Below are 18216 nucleotides of genomic sequence, written 5' to 3' on the forward strand. Positions count from 1 at the left end.
GCTTTCACTCCTGCGTCGAACGGCCCGGCCGGGGATCGACACCGGTGCGGAATCTTTTTCCCGCCCGGCTTCCCACCTGCGCCTGGCGCCGGGCAGACTGGCCCGATGGCTGTCAGGCGCAGCGCGGGGCTGCTGCTCTTCCGCCGGTCCGCGGGCCGGGTCGAAGTGCTGCTCGGGCACATGGGCGGACCGTTCTGGGCGAAGAAGGACGAGGCGGCCTGGTCGCTGCCGAAGGGCGAGCTGGAGGAAGGCGAGGAGCCCGAAGCCGCCGCCCGCCGGGAATTCACCGAGGAGCTGGGGTTACCCGTCCCGGACGGTCCGCTCCGGCCGCTGGGCGAGGTCCGCCAGTCCGGCAAGCTGGTGACCGCCTGGGCGCTGGAAGCCGATCTCGACCCGGACACGATCGCGCCCGGCACGTTCGATCTCGAATGGCCACCGCGCTCGGGCAAGGTGCAGCAGTTCCCGGAGGTGGACCGGGTGGCGTGGTTCGACCTGGACACCGCACGGGAGAAGCTGGTCAAGGGTCAGCGTGCGTTCCTGGATCGGCTAGCCGAAGCGGGCCAGTAGCTCGCCGAGCGAAGCCGCGTCGAACGACGGCAGCACGAGATCCGCTGCGCCGAAGTCCAGCGTCGCGGTGATCGGGTTCGGCGCCGCGACGATGGTGAGCGCGGCGGCTTTCGCTGCTGCGACGCCGTTTGGCGAATCCTCGAACGCGAGGGCTTCCGCTGCAGGGACGGCCAGCGCGCGCAGCGCGGCGAGGTAGGTGTCCGGACGTGGTTTCGCTGCGTGGCGGTCGCCGGTTTCCACCGAAGTGAATTGGGCCGTGTGGCCGAGCCGGTCCAGGTGACCGCGAACCCAGGTCGCGGGCGAACTCGACGCGACGGCCAGCGTCAGCCCGCGCGTGGCAGCCTCATCGAGGTAGGTGAGCACGCCTTCGCGAGGGCCGCCGTCGGCCAGTAGCTCGTGTACACGGGCGCGCATCGCGGGCCGCAGCCAGGGTTCCGGCAAAGTTGGTCGGGGACCCGGCAGCGGGCGATGCGAAGCTGTGTGCGACCACCTCGTGGCGTGCGCCGGACCGGTTTCGGGTCTGTGAAGGGCCCCTTCACAGACCTCCACACCGCAGGATGAGCAGGGAGATCTCGTTCGGCGCGAACACGCGGAACGGCGGCCCCCAGAAACCGGCGCCGCGGCTGGTGTAGAGCTGGGTGCGCGGACCGTGCCGGGTGAGGCCGGACAGCGACGGCTGATCGAGCCGGACGAGCAGGTGGAACGGCCAGATCTGGCCGCCGTGGGTGTGCCCGGAGACCTGCAGGTCCACTCCGGCCTCGCGGGCCTGTTCGACCTGTTTGGGCTGGTGGGCGAGCAGGAAAACGGGCACGTCCGGGTCTGCTCCGGCCAGCGCGGCGGACAGGTCCGGGCCGTGCCCGGGCAGCCCCGAGGCGGTGCCGGACGGATCGTCCACCCCGGCGAACAGCAACCGCGCGCCGTCGCGTTCGAGCAGGACCGAGCGGTTGTGCAGCGGGTCCCAGCCGAGCGCGGCCATATGGTCGAGCCAGGCCTGCGCTTCGACGATGTATTCGTGGTTGCCGGTGATGTAGAACCGGCCTAGCGGCGCCTCGACGCCGCCGAGGGGGTCGACCTGCTTGCGCCGCTGAGCCACGGTGCCGTCCGCGAGGTCGCCGCCGTGGCAGACCACGTCCGGCTGGAGTCGGTTCAACCGCGCGACCAACTGCTCTGACCAGCGGGTGCGATCGATCGGCCCGAAATGCGTGTCGGTGACGACCGCCACGCGCAGCCCGTCCAGCCCGGCGTCGAGCCGGGGCAGCACCACGTCCACCTCGCGCACCGGCGGCACCCGCAGCGCGATCCGGCTCCCGGTCGCCAGCAGCACCGCCACGACGGCGAGGGTCGCCGCGGCCACGATCCGCGGGCGTGCCGGATCGTCCACCCCGGACACCAGCAGCACCAGCCGTAACAGGTGCCCGAGCACGCTCCAGGTGAACAGCACCCAGATCGTGCCGAGCAGCCCGTCCCCGAGCCGCGCCACGGCGTCCCGCCCGTTCGGCCGGTGGCCGAGGTAGATCAGAGCCGGCAACGCGAGCATGGCTCCGGCGAACAGCGCCGTGCCGGCGATCGTGGAGGCCACCGGCCATTCCGGCAGCAGGACGAACACCGACCAGGGCTCCGCGAAGAGCAGCACCAGCACCAGCACCAGCCCGAGCCCGAGCACAACACCCCGGCGAACTCCGCGCATTGTGGTCGTCCTTTCACCATGGACCATCCAGAGTAGCCGGGGCGCGGGCGCCGGGTCGGGAACGTTCGTTCCGCCAGTTCGCCACGACCTCCTCGACATCCAGCGGTCCCGCGCGCAGCGGTGGCCCCTCCTGCGGGAGCCGGTGCGCCTGGCGGATGCGCTCGTTGAGGTCCTCGACGATCTCGCGTATCTGCCGTTCCGCGTGCACGTTCGCGAGCTTGGCGGGTAGGTCCTGGATTTCCCGCGGCAAGGCGAGCGAAGGCGGCAGGAACGCCTGCACATCGAGGTCGCCCTCGCGGGCCCGGCGCAGCGCCCAGTCTGTCGCGGCGTCGCGACCGGTCGGCGGCGGCAGTGGTTTGCCCATTCCGGGCAGATCTTCGAAGTCGCCACGCGATTGTGCGTCGGAGATCTGACGGTCCACCCAGAAGCGGAACGACGTTCCCGGTGGCTTGCGGTTGGTCATGGTGATCACCCCCACGTGCCAAAGTAGCGGCCATCGGGGCGATGCGGAGGGGACAAAGGTCCCGAACCGGCGGGTACGATCCCGGGAAACGACCGGCGCAGGGGAGAGCGATGACCGTCGACCGCCGGCCTGCCGGCCATTCGTCCAGCGAAGAGGTGGATCGCACGCTGGCGCTGCTGTGGCGGGACCGCGGCGGTGATCCGGCCGAGCCGGCCCGTGGGCGCCGCCCGACGCTCACCCTTGAGCAGATCATCGCCGCCGCGGTCGCGGTGGCCGACGAGGACGGGCTGGCCGCCACCTCCATGCACCGGGTCGCCCGGGAACTCGGCGCGGGCACCATGACGCTCTACACCTACGTCGCCGGCAAGATCGAGCTGATCGACCTGATGGTGGACGAGGTCCTGCTGGAACGGCGGCTGCCCGCGCCCGGCGCACCCCGTGCGGGCGACTGGCGGGCGCAGGTGCGGCTCTACGCCGAGCGCACCCGCGACGCCTACCTGCGGCATCCGTGGCTGCGTGAGACCTCGCGGGTGCGCCCGGTGCTCGGCCCCGGCCAGTTCGCCGGACAGGAGTACCTTCTGTCCATTATGGACAGCCTGGGCCTGCCTGCCCGCGAAGCGGTCGCGGCGGCGAACTGCGTGTCCGGGTATGTCGACGCGAACGCCGCGGTGGAAGCGGAGAGCCGGCATCTGGAGCGCAGCACCGGACAGTCCGACGATGCCTGGTGGATCCAGCGTTCTTCGTTCTGGGACACCTATTTCGACATCGAGGCGCATCCGACCATGAACCGCGTCTGGCTGGCGGGTGGGTTCGACCGCGGCACCCGGGAACAGGCCGGTGACGCGTGCGAGTTCGGGCTTGACCGGTTGCTCGACGGTATTGCGGAGCGGGTGGGTCAGCCGGGCGGGTGAGGCGCGGGCGGGCCGGTGCGTGGGCCGGTCACTGCGCGGTGATGCGGAACGGAATCCCGGTCAGCTCCTCCGAGACCGTCCACAAGCGACTCGCGAGGGCCGGGTCGCGGGAGGTGGCCGGTGCGGTGCCGGGCACCGGCCGGCCGACGCCCAGGCGGGCCGGGCCGAGGTAGGCGCCGCCTTCGACGGACGGGTCGGCGGCGGCGCGCACGGCAGGCCAGGCGCCGTGGTCCTTGCCCTGGCAGACCGGGGCCAGCAGCCTGAACGCGGGCACCCGCGTGCTGATCCCCGGCCGGTCGGGGGTGGAGCGGTCCAGGCTGAATCCCGGCTGGGCCACGATCGACCGCACCGGGGAGCCCGCGGCGCGCAGCCGCCGGTCCAGTTCCAGCCCGAAGGACTGCACCGCGTGCTTCGACTGGGTGTACGCGCGGAAGTCCGAATAGGACCGGACGGACTGCAGATCGTCGAGGTCGAACCGGCGCAGCCGGGTGATCAGGCTGCCCATCGACACGATCCGCGCGGCCGAGGCGGTGAGTACCGGCATGGCCAGCGCGGTCAGCGCGAAATGCCCGAAGTGGTTGGTGCCCATGGCGAGTTCGAAACCCTGCGCGGTGCTGCGCCGGACCGGTCCGGGCGCGGTGATCCCGGCGTTCTCGATCAGCGCGTCGACCCGGCCGAGCCGCACGAGCCGTTCCGCCGCCCCGGCGACCGAGCCGAGGTCGGTGAGGTCGAGCGGGATCGTGCTCAGTCGCGCGGACCCGACCCGCGCGCGCAGGGTGGTGACCGCGGTGCGCAGCCGTTCCGGTGCGCGGCCGAGCAGCACCACGTGCGCACCGGTACCGGCCAGCTGCTCGGCGATGAAGTAGCCGATCCCGGCGGTGCCCCCGGTCACCGCGAACGTGCGGCCCGGCAGGTCGGGCAGGGCTTCGGGGTTCCAGGCCACGTTCGCTCCCGTGCTCGGCGTCGCTCGCACTATACGAACGACGCCACCGGGCTCACTTCGACGGCGAGGTGGTGGTGGTCTGCGGGGTACTGGTGGTGTTCGTGCTGGTGACGGGTGGGCAGGTCGGCGTACTGCCCGGCGGGGTGCTGGTGGTGGTCGTGCTGGTCGGCGTGGTCGTCGGCGTGCTCGGGCAGGTCGGGGTGGTGCTGGTGGTCGTGCTGCTGGTCGGCGTGCCACTGGTGGGGGTCGAGCCGGTCGGCTTGCCGCCGGTCGACGTCGACGAGGTGGGGCTGCCGCTGGTGGACGTCGAACTGCTGCTGCTGCTCGGTGGCTGGGCCGGCGTGCCCGGGGCGGAGGTCGCCGGGGGTGCCGGAGGCGGCGCGGGGACACCCGCCGGGCTGCCGGCCGCGGCCTCCACGGCGCCCGGTCCGGGCGGCGCGCCGATCGGCACCTGGCTGTCCGGCAGCTGCGAGACCCCGGCGCGGTAGGCGGCCGCGTACCCGAGCACAGTGTCCACATAGGATTGTGAGTTGTTGTACCGGCGGACGGCGAGGGCCTGCGCCGGCAGACCGGACAGGTCGAGCCCGCCGGAGCACAGATACCGCGCGGTGGCGAGGGTTTCGTCGTAGATGTTGTTCGGGTCGGACACGCCGTCGCCGTTGCCGTCCGAGGCGTAGCGTGCCCAGGTGGACGGGATGAACTGGGTCGGCCCGACCGCGCGGTCCCATACCTGGTCGCCGTCGTAGCGGCCGCCGTCGGTGTCCCGGATCGCGGCGAATCCGCCTGCCCCGTCGAGCACCGGGCCGAGGATGCGCTCCAGGCCGTTGCCGCGGGCGTCCACATAGCCGCCGCGAGCGTGGTTCGACTCGACCCGGCCGATGGCCGCGATCAGTGCCCAGTCCACGTGGCAGCCGGGTTGCTCGCGGGCCATGATGTCGGCCGCGTTGCGGTAGGCCTTGAGCATGCTGTCCGGGATGCCCAGCGGGCCGGACGGCGTGGCGGACCCGGTGCCCGCGTAGCCGGGCACGCCCAATGCTTGCGGGACCGGCGGCTGCGGCAGGCTGCCGTCCACGCCGACCGGCGGCAGGTCGGCGCCCGGCCCGGCGGCCGGGCCGCCCGCGATGGACTGCTGGTCACCGGCCGCGACCGGCGTGCCGATCGGCAGCCCGGAGGAGGTCAGTGCGGGCAGGACCACGAGCGCACCACCGGCCAGCGCGGCGACGGTCCGGCTCCGGACCGACCGCTGCTTCACGCGGTGCCGCCCGTTTTTCGCCATCCGTCTCTCCCCGCTTCTCGTCGATCCCACCGAAGGTCAAGTTATCCGAAGTTGCCCCGCAGTGGTGCGGCCGGTCCGGGAAAACCTGTCGATTCCGATCAAGTTTCGTCCATCCGGCAGAGTATCTTTGACGGTTCTTTTCCGCGGGTTCGCCTCGGTGTCGCCGTTGCGCCGTATGGAGTAGTGGTCGTCAACCGAATGGCGCATCGGGATCCCGGGCGCGCGACCGGAATGGGGCCGTGGTCTCCGCGGGAAAGCGGTTCTGAGCTGCAGGGTTGACTCTCCGGACGGCGTATGGTCGCCGCCACGAAACGCACTTCTTTCGCGCGATGGCCCTGCGGCCACTGCGGTGCGGAACTGGACCCGGATGCGCCGTGGCCGGCCCGACCGGCTGCGCCGCTCCGGCAAAAAGCTGTGAAGGGGCCCTTCACGGACTCAGAGGCTGTGAAGGGCCCCTTCACAGCCCTTGGCTTCGGGCGCCAGTGGTCAGTGGACCTGGCGGGACTGGTCGGTCCAGTAGGGGGCGCGCAGCCTGAACTTCTGGATCTTGCCGGTCGCGGTACGGGGCAGCTCGGTGCGGAATTCCACCCGCTTCGGGCATTTGTACCCGGCCAGATAGTCCCGGCAGTGCGTGATCAGCTGTTCCGCGGTCACGGTCTCGTCCTCGCTGACCACCAGGGCGGTGACCAGCTCGCCCCACTTCTCGTCCGGAATGCCGATCACCGCGGCCTCGCGCACCGCCGGGTGCGAGTTCAGCGCGTCCTCCACCTCGATCGACGACACGTTCTCGCCGCCGGTGATGATCACGTCCTTCTTGCGGTCGGCGATGGTCAGGTACCCCTCGTCGAACCGGCCGCCGTCGCCGGTGTGGAACCAGCCGCCTTCCTGGACCCGGGCGGTCTCCTCCGGGTTGTCCCAGTAGCCGTCGAGGTTTGTGTTCGACTGGGCCAGCACCTCGCCGTCGGTGTCGATCGCGATGCGCACGCCGAGGGCCGGGGTGCCCGCGCGGCCGAGCAGTTTCGCCTGCTCGTGCGGATCGAGTCCGGCCCATTCGCTGCGGAATCGGTTGACCGTCAGCAGCGGCGCGGTCTCGGTGAGGCCGTAGATCTGGATGAACTCCCAGCCGAGTTCGGCACGCACCCGTTCGATCGTGCGGGTCGGCGGTGGCGCGCCGGCGACGACGATGCGTACCCGGTCCCGGCCGGGGATCTCCCCGTCCCACTTCGCCGCTCCGTCCAGCGCGGCGGTGACCACCGCGGGCGCGGCGCACATGATCGTCACGCCGTGTTCCTCGATGCGGCGCAGGATTTCCGTACCGTCCACTTTGCGCAGCACGATGTGCTTCCCGCCGAGACCGGTGAGCGCGTAGGGCATGCCCCAGCCGTTCGCGTGGAACATCGGCAGGGTGTGCAGGAGCACGTCGTTGTCGCTCAGCGTGGTGTGCAGCCCGAAAGTCGCTGCGTTGAGCCAAAGATTGCGATGCGTGAGCTGCACGCCCTTCGGCCGCGCGGTGGTGCCCGAGGTGTAGTTGAGCGTCGCGGTGGCCGATTCGTCCCCGGCCCACGGGCGTGGTTCGCCGTCGCCGCCCCAGATCTTCTCGTCGTCTTCGCCGAGTACGAACACGTGCTTGGCGGAAACGCTGTCCCGCAACGCTTTCAGATCCGGGTCCAGGATCACCACCTCGGCGCCGGAGTGCTCCACGATGTAGCGCACCTCGGCGGGCGCGAGCCGGAAGTTCACCGGCACCAGCACCCGCCCCCAACCGGATACCCCGAAGAACGAGGTGAGCAGCCGCGCCGAGTTGTGCGACACGATCGCCACCCGGCCGCCCACGGGCACGCCGAGCGCGTCCAGGTTCGCAGCCTGCGCACGGGCGCGCCGGGCCAGCTCGCGGTAGGTGACCGAACCCCACGAAGGGGCGGGCTGGTCGGGCTCGTCGACCACGGCCACCCGGTCCGGGTACACCGTCTCCGCACGGTCGAGGAAATCGCGGACACCGAGGTCGTAGAACACGTGCCGTTCCCTTCGCTTCACCGGGCACCGCTGCCCGTGCCGAGATGATGGCTCGGCCGCCGGGGAGCGGCCACCCCACAAAGTGGGTGCTCAGCGCAGCAGGCCCGCGGCCCGTGCGCGGTTCGCCGCCTGGACTCGGTTGCCCGCGCCGAGTTTGCGCATCGCGTGCTTGAGATAGGACTTGACGGTGTTGGGCAGCAGGCCCAGCCGGTCGGCGATCTCGTCGTTGGTACAGCCCTCGGCGGCCAGCCGCAGGACGTCCACCTCGCGCGGAGTCAGCGGCCCGCCCGCCGGGGTGGGTACGGGTTGGAGCCGCTTGCACACCGCGAGCAACTGCTCCCGCGCCGCCTCGTCCTGGAGCGATCCGGCGATCGCGAGCAACTCCGCACGCAGGTCGGCTTGGTCGCGGGGGATGGGCGCGGGCGGCCCGGCCAGCCGGCGCCGGACCTCTTCCTCCACCTCGATGTCGCGCTCCAGCCGGGTTGCCACGGACCCGGCAGCACGCAGCACACGATCACCGAACGTGATGGACTCGCGGGTCGCCGCGTACAGCACCGCCCGGGTGGTCTTGCCGACGCGGATCGGCAGCGCGACGATCGCGCGCAGCTGCTCCGGAGCCACAGCGCGGTCGTACTTGTGCGTGATGCCTTGCGCGCTGAGGTAATCGCTCACTGTGGACGGCCGTGCCAGTGCCACGGCCTTGCCGCCGAGCCCGGCCCCGGTGTCGACCCGCAGATGCTGCAGCGAACGGGTCGCCGTGCCGCGCAGCTGGTCGATCACGAGCGCGCGTGACCCGGCGGTGACCGGGCCACCCATCGCGACCGGCAGCCCGGTCGTGCGCTGGAGTGCCTGCAGTGCACCGGCGATCAGCGGGCTGGTTGCCAGGGCGAGCTGTCCCGAAGACGTCATGTGGCACCGTCCTGTTCCGACCCGTGATGAGCGTCCACGGTACGCGTTGTGTCGCATCCGGACTACATGTGTGGTTCCGTGGTGGTCGTGGGCACTGCCGATTTCGACGCCGTCGCCGACCGGTTGTACTCCGTCGACCCGGCCGAGTTCGTCGTGGAACGCACCGCCGCCGCTCGCGCGGCCGGCGATGCGGATCTGGCCCGGCGTATCCGCGGCCTGCGCAAGCCGACCGCCGCCGCGGCTTTCGTGAACCGGCTCGCCCGTGCGGATTCCGCCCCGCTACGCGAGCTGGCCGACCTCGGCAGGCAGCTGCGGGAAGCCCACGAGCAGCTGGCCGGAACCCGGTTGCGCGAGCTGGCACACCGCCGGGCGAAGTTGATCCGCGAGCTTGCCGGCGAGACGAGCGGGCTGAGCGATGCCGTGGCGCGGGCGGTGGAAGAGACGCTGGAGGCCGTCGTCGCCGACCCGGACGTGGCCCGGCTCGTCTTGGCCGGTCGGCTGACGTCGACCGCGCATGCGGATGTGGATAACTGGCTTTCCTTGCCGGTCAAGGACATTCCACTTCTTGGACCGTCCAAAAAGGAGCAGCAGGCGGCTCGTCAGGCGCACGCGGCCGCGGAACGCGAGCTGGCGCGTGCCGAGCAGGCGGCCGAGGAGTCGGACGCCCTGGTGACCGTCTTGCAGCACCGGCTCGCCGACGCGGAAACCCGGGTCGCACGGGTCGCCGAGGAGCTGGCGGCGGCGCGTGCCGCCTTCGAACGGGCCGAGCAGACGGTGGCGGACCTGGGCTGAGTCCCCTGCGGACGAAGCGGCCTCAGCGCACCAGATACCGCAGCAGCACCGTGCTGTCCTCGATCAGCATCGACTGCAGGTCCAGGTGCTTCGGCTCGATCGGCACGCCCATCGCGACCCGCGCGGCGTCCCCGGCCACCAGCATCGGCGACAGCGTCAGCCGCAGCTCGTCGACCAGCCCGGCGGCCAGGAGCGCGGCGAACAGATGCGGCCCGCCCTCGCAGTCGATGCGGCGCAGACCCTGTGCCGCCAGTGCAGCGAGCGCGGCGGTCAGGTCGACGTCCCCGGCTCGGGCAGGTGGTCGCGGCTCGGTGACACTCGTCTGCCGGTCCGCGGCGGCGTGCAGCTCCGGTTCCCCGGCACCGGCGACGATCACCTCCGCGCCGGCTTCCGTCCAGGCCGCGCGCAGGTCCGGATCGGTGGCTGCGCCGGTGAGCACGATCGTCGGCACGAGCGGCCTGGTGAGCACGGGCGCGTCCGGAGGCAGGGAGCGGCCGGTGCTGACCACCGCGATCGGCGGGACGGGGGACAGCCCGTGCCGCCGACGGCGTTCCGCGGTCTGTTCGTCCGGATGGATGCCGTCGAATTCCTCGGCGACCGCCGTGCCCGCGCCGAGCAGGACCACGTCGGCGAGGTCGCTGCCGAGCCGGTACACCACCCGGTCCGCCGGGGTGGACAGCCCACGGGAGCGGCCCTGTACGGTGATCCCGCCGTCTGCACTGGACACGAAGTTCACCGCCAGCCAGCGTTCGCCCTCGGGGTAGGCGTAGAGCTGCTCGACGTCGGCCTCGGTGAGTTCCCGTGGGCCGGGGAAGACTTCGATCACAGCAGCCGCACCGCCTTCGACGGCGGGCGCGTGCCGACGATGCTGGCCACCATCTCGGTCACCTGCCGGGTTTCCTTCACCTGGTGTGCCCGGAACATCGCCGCGCCGTGCAGCGCGGCCACCGCGGTCGCGGCCAGCGTGCCGGTGACCCGCTCGCCCAGCGGCAGGTCGAGGGTTTCGCCGACGACGCCCTTGTTCGACATCGCCATCAGCACCGGCCAGCCGGTATCGACCAGCGATCGCACGTTGCGCAGCACTTCCAGCGATTGGTAGGTGTTCTTCCCGAAGTCGATGCAGGGGTCGATCATCACGCCCTCGCGAGGGACGCCCGCGGCCACGGCTCGCTCGGCCAGCGTGGTGGTCGCGTCGACCACCGCGGCCACGACGTCGTCGTACTCCGGGCGGGGCAGCTCGACGCGGGGTTCGAGGCCGTTGGTGTGCGCGCAGATGTAGCCCGCGCTGTGTGCAGCGGCCACGTCGAGGATCTCCGGCTCGTACGCGGCCCAGTTGTCGTTGATCAGGTCCGCGCCGGCGCGGCAGACCGCGTCGGCGACCTCGGCGCGGTAGGTGTCGACGCTGATCACCAGGTCCGGGAAGTGCTCGCGGGCCCAGGCCACGGTCGGGACGACCCGGCTGATCTCCTCGGCGACGGTCACCTCCGGGCCCGCACTGGCCGGCACTCCACCGATGTCGATCACATCGGCACCCTCGGTCACCGCCTGGAGGATCGCGTCCTGGGCGAGCTTCTCCTCGAAGGTGGCGCCGTGGTCGTAGAAGGAGTCGGGGGTGCGGTTCACGATGGCCATCACCAGGGCGCGGTCACTGGTGCGGCGGCGGCCTCGGAACACGAGGTCGGGGGTCTGCATGGAATTCTCCCGTACCGGACGTCGGTCTCGCCTGATGATAGGCGCGCGTGCGCGGCCGGGTCGCGTCCGGCAGGTGGCGGGCGGCAGGAATGCCGGCGAGCCGGAGGCCACCTGCTTCCGGGCGTCCTCCTCGGGGTCAGGAGGCGAGGGCCTCGTTGATGGTGTGGAAGCCGCCCGCGGTGCGGGTGGCGGAGAATTCGATCACGCGGTATCGGGCCAGCCGTTGCAGCACGAGTGGATCGGTGGCGAGCACCGCGTCCAGCTTGCCGCGCAGGCAGGGGCGGGTGAGGATGACCTGATCGGCGTCCTCGTGCCCGTTTCCGGAAACCAGGAATAATCCATGACTGAACTGCGCGCGCAACCACTCCGCGTGTTCTGCCAGTGTGTAGTCGACTTCGTTACGGGGTGCTGTGTAGGACAGCAGTGCGATGTACATGAGTTCAGAGTAGAACTCCGCGGCGCGGACTGCATCCGTCCGGCGAGTGGTGGCAGCGGCGCAATTCGTCATCGATTGGTCAAGAATCGCCAAGGTTCCTTTACGGGCCGGTGCATTTACGTCTGGCGTACGTAAATTTGCGTACCCGGGTGCCGCTGCTGGGCGGACGACGTGCGGGCCTCGTCCGCACACACTCATCGGCATGGCTTCGACTCCCTTGACGGCACTCCGCGACAGCTGGTCCGGCGGCCGCCGCATCGAACGGCTGGCGTACGCGGTCGGCGCGGTGCTGGTCATCAGTGGCGTGGTGAACGCTGTGGTGCTGCTGGTTTCCGGCGGTTCCTGGCTCGGCCCGCTGTCCCTGCGCAAGGCGGTCACGTTCGGATTGTCCTTTGGTCTCACCCTGGCAACGCTCGCCTGGGTGACCAGCCGTCTCCGGATGGGAAAGGGCGTCCGGACCTTGCTGCTCGGCGCCTTTCTCCTGGCCTCGGTGGTCGAGGTGACGCTGGTGACGATGCAGGCGTGGCGGGGCGTTCCGTCCCACTTCGACTTCGAAACCGGTTTCGACACCGCGGTTTCCCTGAGCCTCGCGGGCGGCGGCGCGGTGCTCGTGGTGACCGCGCTCGGCTTCACCGCGATTGCGTTCCGCCGTCCCGGTGACCTCGCGCCGAGCATGCGGCTGGCGGTCCGGGCCGGGCTGGTGGTGTTCATGATCGCGCTCGCCACCGGCGCGGTGATGATCGCCCGCGGGGTGACCGCCGCACGCAGCGGCGCCCCGGAACTGGCGTACACCACGGCAGGTTCGCTCAAGCCGCTGCATGCGGTCGCGATGCACGCAATCCTGGTGCTGCCCGCATTGGCCTGGCTGCTGCGGTTCAGCGGGCTACCGGAATCCCGCCGGTTACGCTTGGTGCAGTACGCGGTCGCGGCCGATTCCGTGTTCACCGCGGTGATCGGATTCGAAGCGTTCGCCGGGATTTCGCCATTCTCCGCGCCGATCGTCCTTCTGATTCTTTCCGGCGCTTCGCTCGCCATTCTCGGTGGTACCGGGGTGGTCGCGGTTATTTCCGTGGTGCGTCCGGAAAGGGAATCGCGAACCTGCCCTGGTCCCGGGTGAAGCGGCTGCTCACTCTTCGACTGCGCCGCCCACCGCACGCAGGTGCTGCTGGAAGGTGCAGGACGCGTCTTCCTCGCGGCGACGCAGGAAATCGGCGAACCCGACCTGTTTCCGCAATGACGTTCCGGAGCGGATGCGTGCCGCCTGCCGCTGCTCGGTGTCCCGCACGGATTCCGCGGCCTGGAACACCTTCTCGGCCTCCGCGGCGGGGACGAACACCACTCCGTCTTCGTCGCCGAAGACCAGATCTCCGGTGCTCACGGCCCACTCGTCGACGGTCGCCGAGGTCAGCACGTCCGGGTGCCAGGGCGTGGCAGGGTTCCGGCAAAGTTGGTCGGGTACCCGGCGGCGGGCGATGCGGAGGTGCGACCACCTCGTGGCGTGCGCCGGACCGGTTTCGGGTCTGTGAAGGGGCCCTTCACGGACTCAGAGTCTGTGAAGGGCCCCTTCACAGACCTCCACACCGACTTTGCCGACACCCTGCCGGGGTGTGGCGTGCAGCGGGCCGGTCGGGATCGAGCCGAGGCTGAACACCGGCAGCCCGATTTCCCGCAGGTCCGCGGTGTCCCGATGCAGGCCCCAGATGACGACTCCGCCGAGCCCGGCCGCGGCGAGGTCGACGACGCAGCTCTCGTCCCGACGCCCGCCATTGTCGACCACCAGCACGTCGCCGCGCCCCGCCGTGGCGATGGCTTCCAGGAAATGTCGACGCTGCCCGCATGTCGCGCGGGCAGTACGCGGCCGGCAATTCGCTCGCCCGGTATTTCGCTGTGTGTTCCTGCGGGCGCGCATCGCACGTCGAGCTGAGCGCGAATACAGCTGTTGGTCAGATGGGCGGTGGTAAGCGCGGAAAAGCGTGCTTAGAATGCGGTCATTCCCGGCCTTCCTCGGTGTGCGCAGGAATACGTTGCCGGATGAAACGCCTGTCATGGAACGGAAATCCCCCCGGGGACCGGGAGCCGACCGGTCACCGCGAGTGGTCGCGGGAGGGCCGCGGCGTCGGCTGCGCGTGGCAGTCAGTTTGGTGGGTATATCCGATTTTCACCGGTTTCCGGTTGAAGTCCTGGTGAATTCCCGGTCGGGGGCCGGGCTCGGCCAGGTTTTCCGCACTTTCCGCCCGCATAATTCCCCACCGGTAGTCCGAACGAGGTGCAGGAGAGTGGCGTGCCCGGGTCTGTGCGTACCCATGGGGTGGTGGGCTCCGCCGGGGTGGCGGTGCTCGCCGCCGCGGTGGTGATCGGTTTCGCGGTGTGGCCGGACGGGGCGTCCGCGCAGGATCCGGAGATCCAGGTCTCCCGGTCGGCCTGTGGCCTGGGCTGGACCGATCCGCATACCGGCGAGCAGACCTTCCGCCTGCGCAACACCGGGACGGTGACCGCCGAGGTGGATCTGATCGACCCGGCCACCGGGGTGATCTACGGCGAGGTGGAGGGCCTCGGGACCGGCACCACCCGGCCGCTGCCGGTGACGCTCGGCAACGGCGGCTACGCGTTTCGCTGCCTGCCTGAGGACTCGGCCGCGATCGTCGGCCCGACGGTGACCGTGAGTGGCGGCGCGGACCGTGGCCCGGGCGTCGCGCCGGTCACCCAGAACGATCTTCTCGCACCGCTCAAGAACTATCAGGCGCACGTGACCGCCGGGCTGGACCAGCTCGTCGCCGACGTGACGAAGCTGAAGGACGCGGTGCACGGCGGCGACCGGGCGGCGAGCGAGTCCACCTGGCTGACCGCGCACCTGACCTACGAACGCCTCGGCGCCGCCTACAACGCCTTCGGCGATTCGGACGGCGCGATCAACGGCACCGCCGTCGGCCTGCCCGGCGGCGTGGCCGACCCGGGCTTCACCGGGTTCCACCGCCTCGAATACGGCCTGTGGCACAACCAGGACCTGGCCGCACTCGGCGCGGTCGCGGACCGGCTGGACAGTGCCGTGCAGAGCCTTCGGAAGTCCTTTCCGGACAGCCAGGTCGACCCCAACGACCTCGGGCTGCGCGCACACGAGATCGTGGAGAACGCCCTGCAGCTCGAACTCACCGCCCGTACCGATTACGGCAGCGGCACCAACCTCGCCACCGCGCGGGCCAATGTGGACGGCGTCCAGGCCGTGCTCGACGTGCTGCGCCCGCTACTCGCCCCGCGCTACCCCCGGCTGTCCACGGTGGACACCTGGATGAAGCGCACCGGGAAGACCCTCGACGACGCGCGCCGCGCGGACGGTTCGTGGACGCCGGTCGGCGGGCTCACCGCGCCACAGCGCCAGAAGATCAACGGCGACGTGAGCGAGCTGACCGAACAGCTCGCGCCGATCGCCGCCATCGCCGAGCCGAGGAGGATCTCGTGACCATTGAGTCCTCCCGGCGCAGCTTCCTGCGCCGCACGGTGGTCGGCGCCGGGCTGAACGCGGCCGCCGGAGTGGGGGTGGCGGCGAGCGGGGCCGCGTCCGCCGGGGAATCCGGCGCGGTGCCGTTCCACGGTCCGCGGCAGGCGGCGATCCTGCGCCGGCCACCCGCACAGTCCATTGTGGCCTCGTTCGACGTCATCGCCGAGAACCGCGCGGAGTTGACCGAACTGCTGCGCGAGATCACCGAACGTGCCCGATTCCTCACTGCGGGTGGTGCGCCGGCCGTGCTCGGGATCACCGCGCCGCCGGCGGACTCCGGGGTGCTCGGGCCGGTCGTGCCCCCCAGCGATCTCGGCGTGGTGGTCGGTGTCGGTGCCTCGCTGTTCGACGATCGCTACGGTCTTGCCGGGCGCAAGCCGAAGAAGCTCAAGCCGATGACCATGTTCCCCAACGACGCGCTCGACTCCGCGCAGTGCCACGGGGATCTCTCGCTGACCTTGTCCGCCGGCACGACCGACACGGTGCTGCACGCGCTGCGCGACCTCACCCGCGCGACCCGCGGCGGGATGCAGCTGCGCTGGAAGATCAACGGGTTCGCCTCCCCGTCGCGCCCGTCCGGCACCCCGCGCAACCTGATGGGATTCAAGGACGGCATCGCCAACCCCGCCGATGACGAACTGGATCGGCTGGTCTGGGTGTCCGGCGGCGGCGAGCCCGGCTGGACCACCGGCGGCAGTTACCAGGTGATCCGGCTGATCCGGATGCTCGTCGAGTTCTGGGACCGGGTCTCGCTGACCGAGCAGGAGAACATGTTCGGCCGCCGCCGGGACACCGGCGCCCCGCTGGACGGGACGTCCGAACAGGACACTCCGCGCTACGCCGACGATCCGATCGGCACCGTCATCCCGCTCACCAGCCACATCCGCAAGGCCAATCCCCGCACCCCGGCTACCGACGCCGGCCGGATCCTGCGGCGTTCGGTGAACTACGACCGCGGGGTGGACACCAACGGCAACCTGGACATGGGCCTGGTCTTCGCCTGCTACCAGCAGGACCTCGAGCGCCAGTTCGAGGCGACCCAGCAGCGGCTGGTGGACGAGCCGCTGGCCGATTACATCTCCCCGTTCGGCGGCGGCTATTTCTTCGCGCTGCCAGGGGTCACCGACGGCCGAGACCACTTCGGCCGGGCGCTGCTGCAGTGAGCGCGCCCACCGCGAGTTCCCACCACGAGGTAACCAACCCAGGAGGATCCCCAGTGGACACAGCAATCGGCAGACGGCGCCGCCGGACGCGGCGGCTGTTCGGGGCCGGCGCGCTGGCCTCGGCGGCGATGCTGGCCATCGCGACCGGCTCGGCCGCCACGTCGGCGGACGCCCAGCCGAGCCACCCGCTGCCCGCGTCGTGGCTGCCCACTCTCACCCCGATCAAGCACGTGGTGGTGATCTTCGGCGAGAACGTCTCCTTCGATCACTACTTCGGCACCTACCCGAACGCGACCAACGAGAACGGCACCCCGTTCCAGGCCGCGAAGCACACCCCGAAGGTCAACGGCTTGGACAAGTTGCTGCTGACCGGGAACCCGAACGCCTACGACCCGAAGCGGCTCGGCCCGGACCAGGCGCTGACCTGCGACCAGAACCACAATTACGGCGCGGAACAGGCCGCCTTCAACGGCGGCAAGATGGACAAGTTCGTGGAGAAGACCGAGACCGGCAAGTGCACCGGGCAGCCGGTGCTGTTCGGTGCACCGGGTCTGGTCATGGACTACTACGACGGCAACACCGTGACCGGAATGTGGAACTACGCGCAGCACTACGCGCTGAGCGACAATTCCTTCAACACCACCTTCGGTCCCTCCACTCCGGGTGCGATCAACCTGATCTCCGGGCAGACGCACGGGATACAGGCCGTCGATTCGGTCTCGCACGAGCCGGCCTCGGATTCGTACGTGACCCAGTCGCCCGATGTCAACGGTGTCGGCACGGTGATCAACGACCCGGACCCGGCGTGGGACGACTGCTCGGACAAGAACCACACCGCGACCGAGAACCTCGGGGCGATGCACGGGCGCAACGTCGGTGACCTGCTCAACCAGCGGCGGGTCACCTGGGGCTGGTTCCAGGGCGGCTTCCGCCCGACCGGCACCGCCAACGGCTACGCGGTCTGCGGCCAGAAGCACGCCAACGTGGGCAATCAGTCCTCGGTGGACTACAGCCCGCACCACGAGCCGTTCCAGTACTACCGGTCCACGGCGAACCCGCATCACCTGCCGCCGTCCTCGGTGCAGGCGATCGGCCAGTCCGACCAGGCCAATCACCAGTACGACATGAGCGACTTCGACGACTCGCTGCAGGCCGGTTCGATGCCCGCGGTCAGCTTCCTCAAGGCGCCGGAGTACCAGGACGCGCACGCCGGCTATTCCGATCCGCTGGACGAGCAGCAGTTCGTGGTCGGGGAGATCAACAAGATCCAGCAGTCCCCGGAATGGCGCTCCACCGCGATCGTGCTCGCCTACGACGATTCCGACGGCTGGTACGACCACCAGAGCCCGGCCGTCATCAACGGTTCCCAGGACGCGGCGCAGGACCAGGCCGTGTGCACCGGAAAGCCGGCGAGCCTGGGCGGTTACGCCGACCGCTGCGGGTACGGCCCGCGGCTGCCGCTGATCATCATCTCCCCCTACAGCAAGGTGAACTACGTCGACCACACCCGGACCGACCAGACCTCGGTGCTGCGGTTCATCGAGGACAACTGGTTCGCCGGGCGGATCGGCGATTCCTCGTTCGACAACCGGGCCGGCGGGTTGTGGAATATGTTCGGGTTCTGGCGGCCGCAGGCGGACAAGCTGCCGATGGACCCGAAGACGGGTGCGCTCGTGAACCACTGAGCGGAAACCCGGGCCCGGGATGACTCCGGGTCAACAGATCGTCACCCACCGAAGGCCGCCGGGCTCGCCCCGGCGGCCTTCGCCATTCCCGCCGCCGGTGCGCGAAACGAGCCCGCGGGCGCCGGTGTGCCGAAACGGCGTGTTGCGTCCGATCTGGACTGACCCGCCGCGCCGCACGCCGTG

18 protein-coding genes and 1 pseudogene are annotated in these 18216 nt (G+C 70.5%); 7 read left to right on the forward strand and 12 right to left on the reverse strand.

The annotated features are described in order from the left end of the window. Positions 1–105 precede the first annotated feature (105 nt). Positions 106–567, forward strand: coding sequence for an NUDIX hydrolase (locus ATK36_RS24485; RefSeq protein WP_098513637.1), 462 nt, complete (start codon positions 106–108; stop codon positions 565–567). On the opposite strand, the gene ATK36_RS24490 is transcribed toward ATK36_RS24485, so the two are convergent. Genes ATK36_RS24490 through ATK36_RS24500 form a run of 3 tightly spaced genes read right to left on the reverse strand, consistent with a single transcriptional unit; the run spans position 547 to position 2717 of the window. Next, a complete protein-coding gene (locus ATK36_RS24490) occupies positions 547–1116 on the reverse strand; it encodes an HAD-IA family hydrolase (protein ID WP_342752058.1) in 570 nt (189 codons plus the stop codon). The genes ATK36_RS24485 and ATK36_RS24490 overlap by 21 nt on opposite strands. Then, positions 1103–2254, reverse strand: coding sequence for a metallophosphoesterase (locus ATK36_RS24495; protein WP_098513639.1), 1152 nt, complete (start codon positions 2252–2254; stop codon positions 1103–1105). Before ATK36_RS24495 ends, ATK36_RS24490 begins: the two co-directional genes overlap by 14 nt. A gap of 13 nt (positions 2255–2267) precedes the next feature. Next, positions 2268–2717: a DnaJ family domain-containing protein gene (locus tag ATK36_RS24500; protein ID WP_098515151.1), complete on the reverse strand. Its 450-nt coding sequence runs from the start codon at positions 2715–2717 to the stop codon at positions 2268–2270. A gap of 110 nt (positions 2718–2827) precedes the next feature. Between ATK36_RS24500 and ATK36_RS24505 the strand changes: the two genes are divergently transcribed. After that, positions 2828–3628 (forward strand): TetR/AcrR family transcriptional regulator, encoded by an 801-nt coding sequence (locus tag ATK36_RS24505; protein ID WP_098513640.1) that lies wholly within the window; start codon positions 2828–2830, stop codon positions 3626–3628. Positions 3629–3656: 28 nt separating this feature from the next. Here ATK36_RS24505 and ATK36_RS24510 read toward each other — a convergent pair whose 3' ends face one another. The 4 genes from ATK36_RS24510 to ATK36_RS24525 form a co-directional block, all read right to left on the reverse strand. After that, positions 3657–4571: an SDR family NAD(P)-dependent oxidoreductase gene (locus tag ATK36_RS24510; protein ID WP_098513641.1), complete on the reverse strand. Its 915-nt coding sequence runs from the start codon at positions 4569–4571 to the stop codon at positions 3657–3659. 52 nt (positions 4572–4623) lie between these two features. Beyond that, the gene (locus tag ATK36_RS24515) at positions 4624–5847 is read right to left on the reverse strand and encodes a lytic transglycosylase domain-containing protein (RefSeq protein WP_098513642.1); all 1224 of its coding nucleotides are present in this window, start codon (positions 5845–5847) and stop codon (positions 4624–4626) included. Between the two features lie 486 nt (positions 5848–6333). After that, complete coding sequence (locus tag ATK36_RS24520; RefSeq protein ID WP_098513643.1) at positions 6334–7860, reverse strand: AMP-binding protein; 1527 nt, start codon at positions 7858–7860, stop codon at positions 6334–6336. Between the two features lie 90 nt (positions 7861–7950). Beyond that, positions 7951–8769, reverse strand: a complete 819-nt coding sequence (locus tag ATK36_RS24525; RefSeq protein WP_098513644.1) for a helix-turn-helix transcriptional regulator — start codon at positions 8767–8769, stop codon at positions 7951–7953. Between the two features lie 48 nt (positions 8770–8817). Between ATK36_RS24525 and ATK36_RS24530 the strand changes: the two genes are divergently transcribed. Beyond that, positions 8818–9561 (forward strand): hypothetical protein, encoded by a 744-nt coding sequence (locus ATK36_RS24530; RefSeq protein WP_245915071.1) that lies wholly within the window; start codon positions 8818–8820, stop codon positions 9559–9561. Positions 9562–9583: 22 nt separating this feature from the next. Here the strand turns inward: ATK36_RS24530 and ATK36_RS24535 are convergent, their stop codons facing one another. From ATK36_RS24535 to ATK36_RS24545, 3 genes are all read right to left on the reverse strand, one after another. Beyond that, positions 9584–10387, reverse strand: coding sequence for a dihydrofolate reductase family protein (locus ATK36_RS24535; RefSeq protein WP_098513645.1), 804 nt, complete (start codon positions 10385–10387; stop codon positions 9584–9586). After that, complete coding sequence (gene folP, locus ATK36_RS24540) at positions 10384–11253, reverse strand: dihydropteroate synthase (RefSeq protein WP_098513646.1); 870 nt, start codon at positions 11251–11253, stop codon at positions 10384–10386. The genes ATK36_RS24535 and folP overlap by 4 nt, the downstream gene beginning before the upstream one ends. A 136-nt stretch (positions 11254–11389) precedes the next feature. Beyond that, a complete protein-coding gene (locus tag ATK36_RS24545; RefSeq protein WP_098513647.1) occupies positions 11390–11689 on the reverse strand; it encodes a YciI family protein in 300 nt (99 codons plus the stop codon). 202 nt (positions 11690–11891) lie between these two features. Between ATK36_RS24545 and ATK36_RS24550 the strand changes: the two genes are divergently transcribed. Then, positions 11892–12806, forward strand: a complete 915-nt coding sequence (locus ATK36_RS24550) for a hypothetical protein (RefSeq protein WP_098513648.1) — start codon at positions 11892–11894, stop codon at positions 12804–12806. 9 nt (positions 12807–12815) lie between these two features. On the opposite strand, the gene ATK36_RS24555 is transcribed toward ATK36_RS24550, so the two are convergent. Both ATK36_RS24555 and ATK36_RS24560 read right to left on the reverse strand, forming a co-directional pair. Continuing rightward, positions 12816–13067, reverse strand: coding sequence for an RraA family protein (locus ATK36_RS24555; protein WP_141544519.1), 252 nt, complete (start codon positions 13065–13067; stop codon positions 12816–12818). 222 nt (positions 13068–13289) lie between these two features. Then, positions 13290–13636, reverse strand: a pseudogene (locus ATK36_RS24560) (RraA family protein); the annotation flags it as partial. A 334-nt stretch (positions 13637–13970) separates the two neighbouring features. Here ATK36_RS24560 and ATK36_RS24565 point away from each other — a divergent pair. Genes ATK36_RS24565 through ATK36_RS24575 form a run of 3 tightly spaced genes read left to right on the forward strand, consistent with a single transcriptional unit; the run spans position 13971 to position 18033 of the window. Further along, on the forward strand, positions 13971–15146 hold the full coding sequence (locus ATK36_RS24565) for an EfeM/EfeO family lipoprotein (protein ID WP_245915079.1): 1176 nt from the start codon (positions 13971–13973) through the stop codon (positions 15144–15146). Continuing rightward, on the forward strand, positions 15143–16348 hold the full coding sequence (locus ATK36_RS24570; protein WP_098513651.1) for a Dyp-type peroxidase: 1206 nt from the start codon (positions 15143–15145) through the stop codon (positions 16346–16348). The genes ATK36_RS24565 and ATK36_RS24570 overlap by 4 nt, the downstream gene beginning before the upstream one ends. A gap of 53 nt (positions 16349–16401) precedes the next feature. Then, a complete protein-coding gene (locus ATK36_RS24575; RefSeq protein ID WP_211291940.1) occupies positions 16402–18033 on the forward strand; it encodes a phospholipase C in 1632 nt (543 codons plus the stop codon). The last annotated feature ends 183 nt before the right edge of the window (positions 18034–18216 follow it).

Source organism: Amycolatopsis sulphurea (assembly GCF_002564045.1).
Taxonomy (GTDB): domain Bacteria; phylum Actinomycetota; class Actinomycetes; order Mycobacteriales; family Pseudonocardiaceae; genus Amycolatopsis; species Amycolatopsis sulphurea.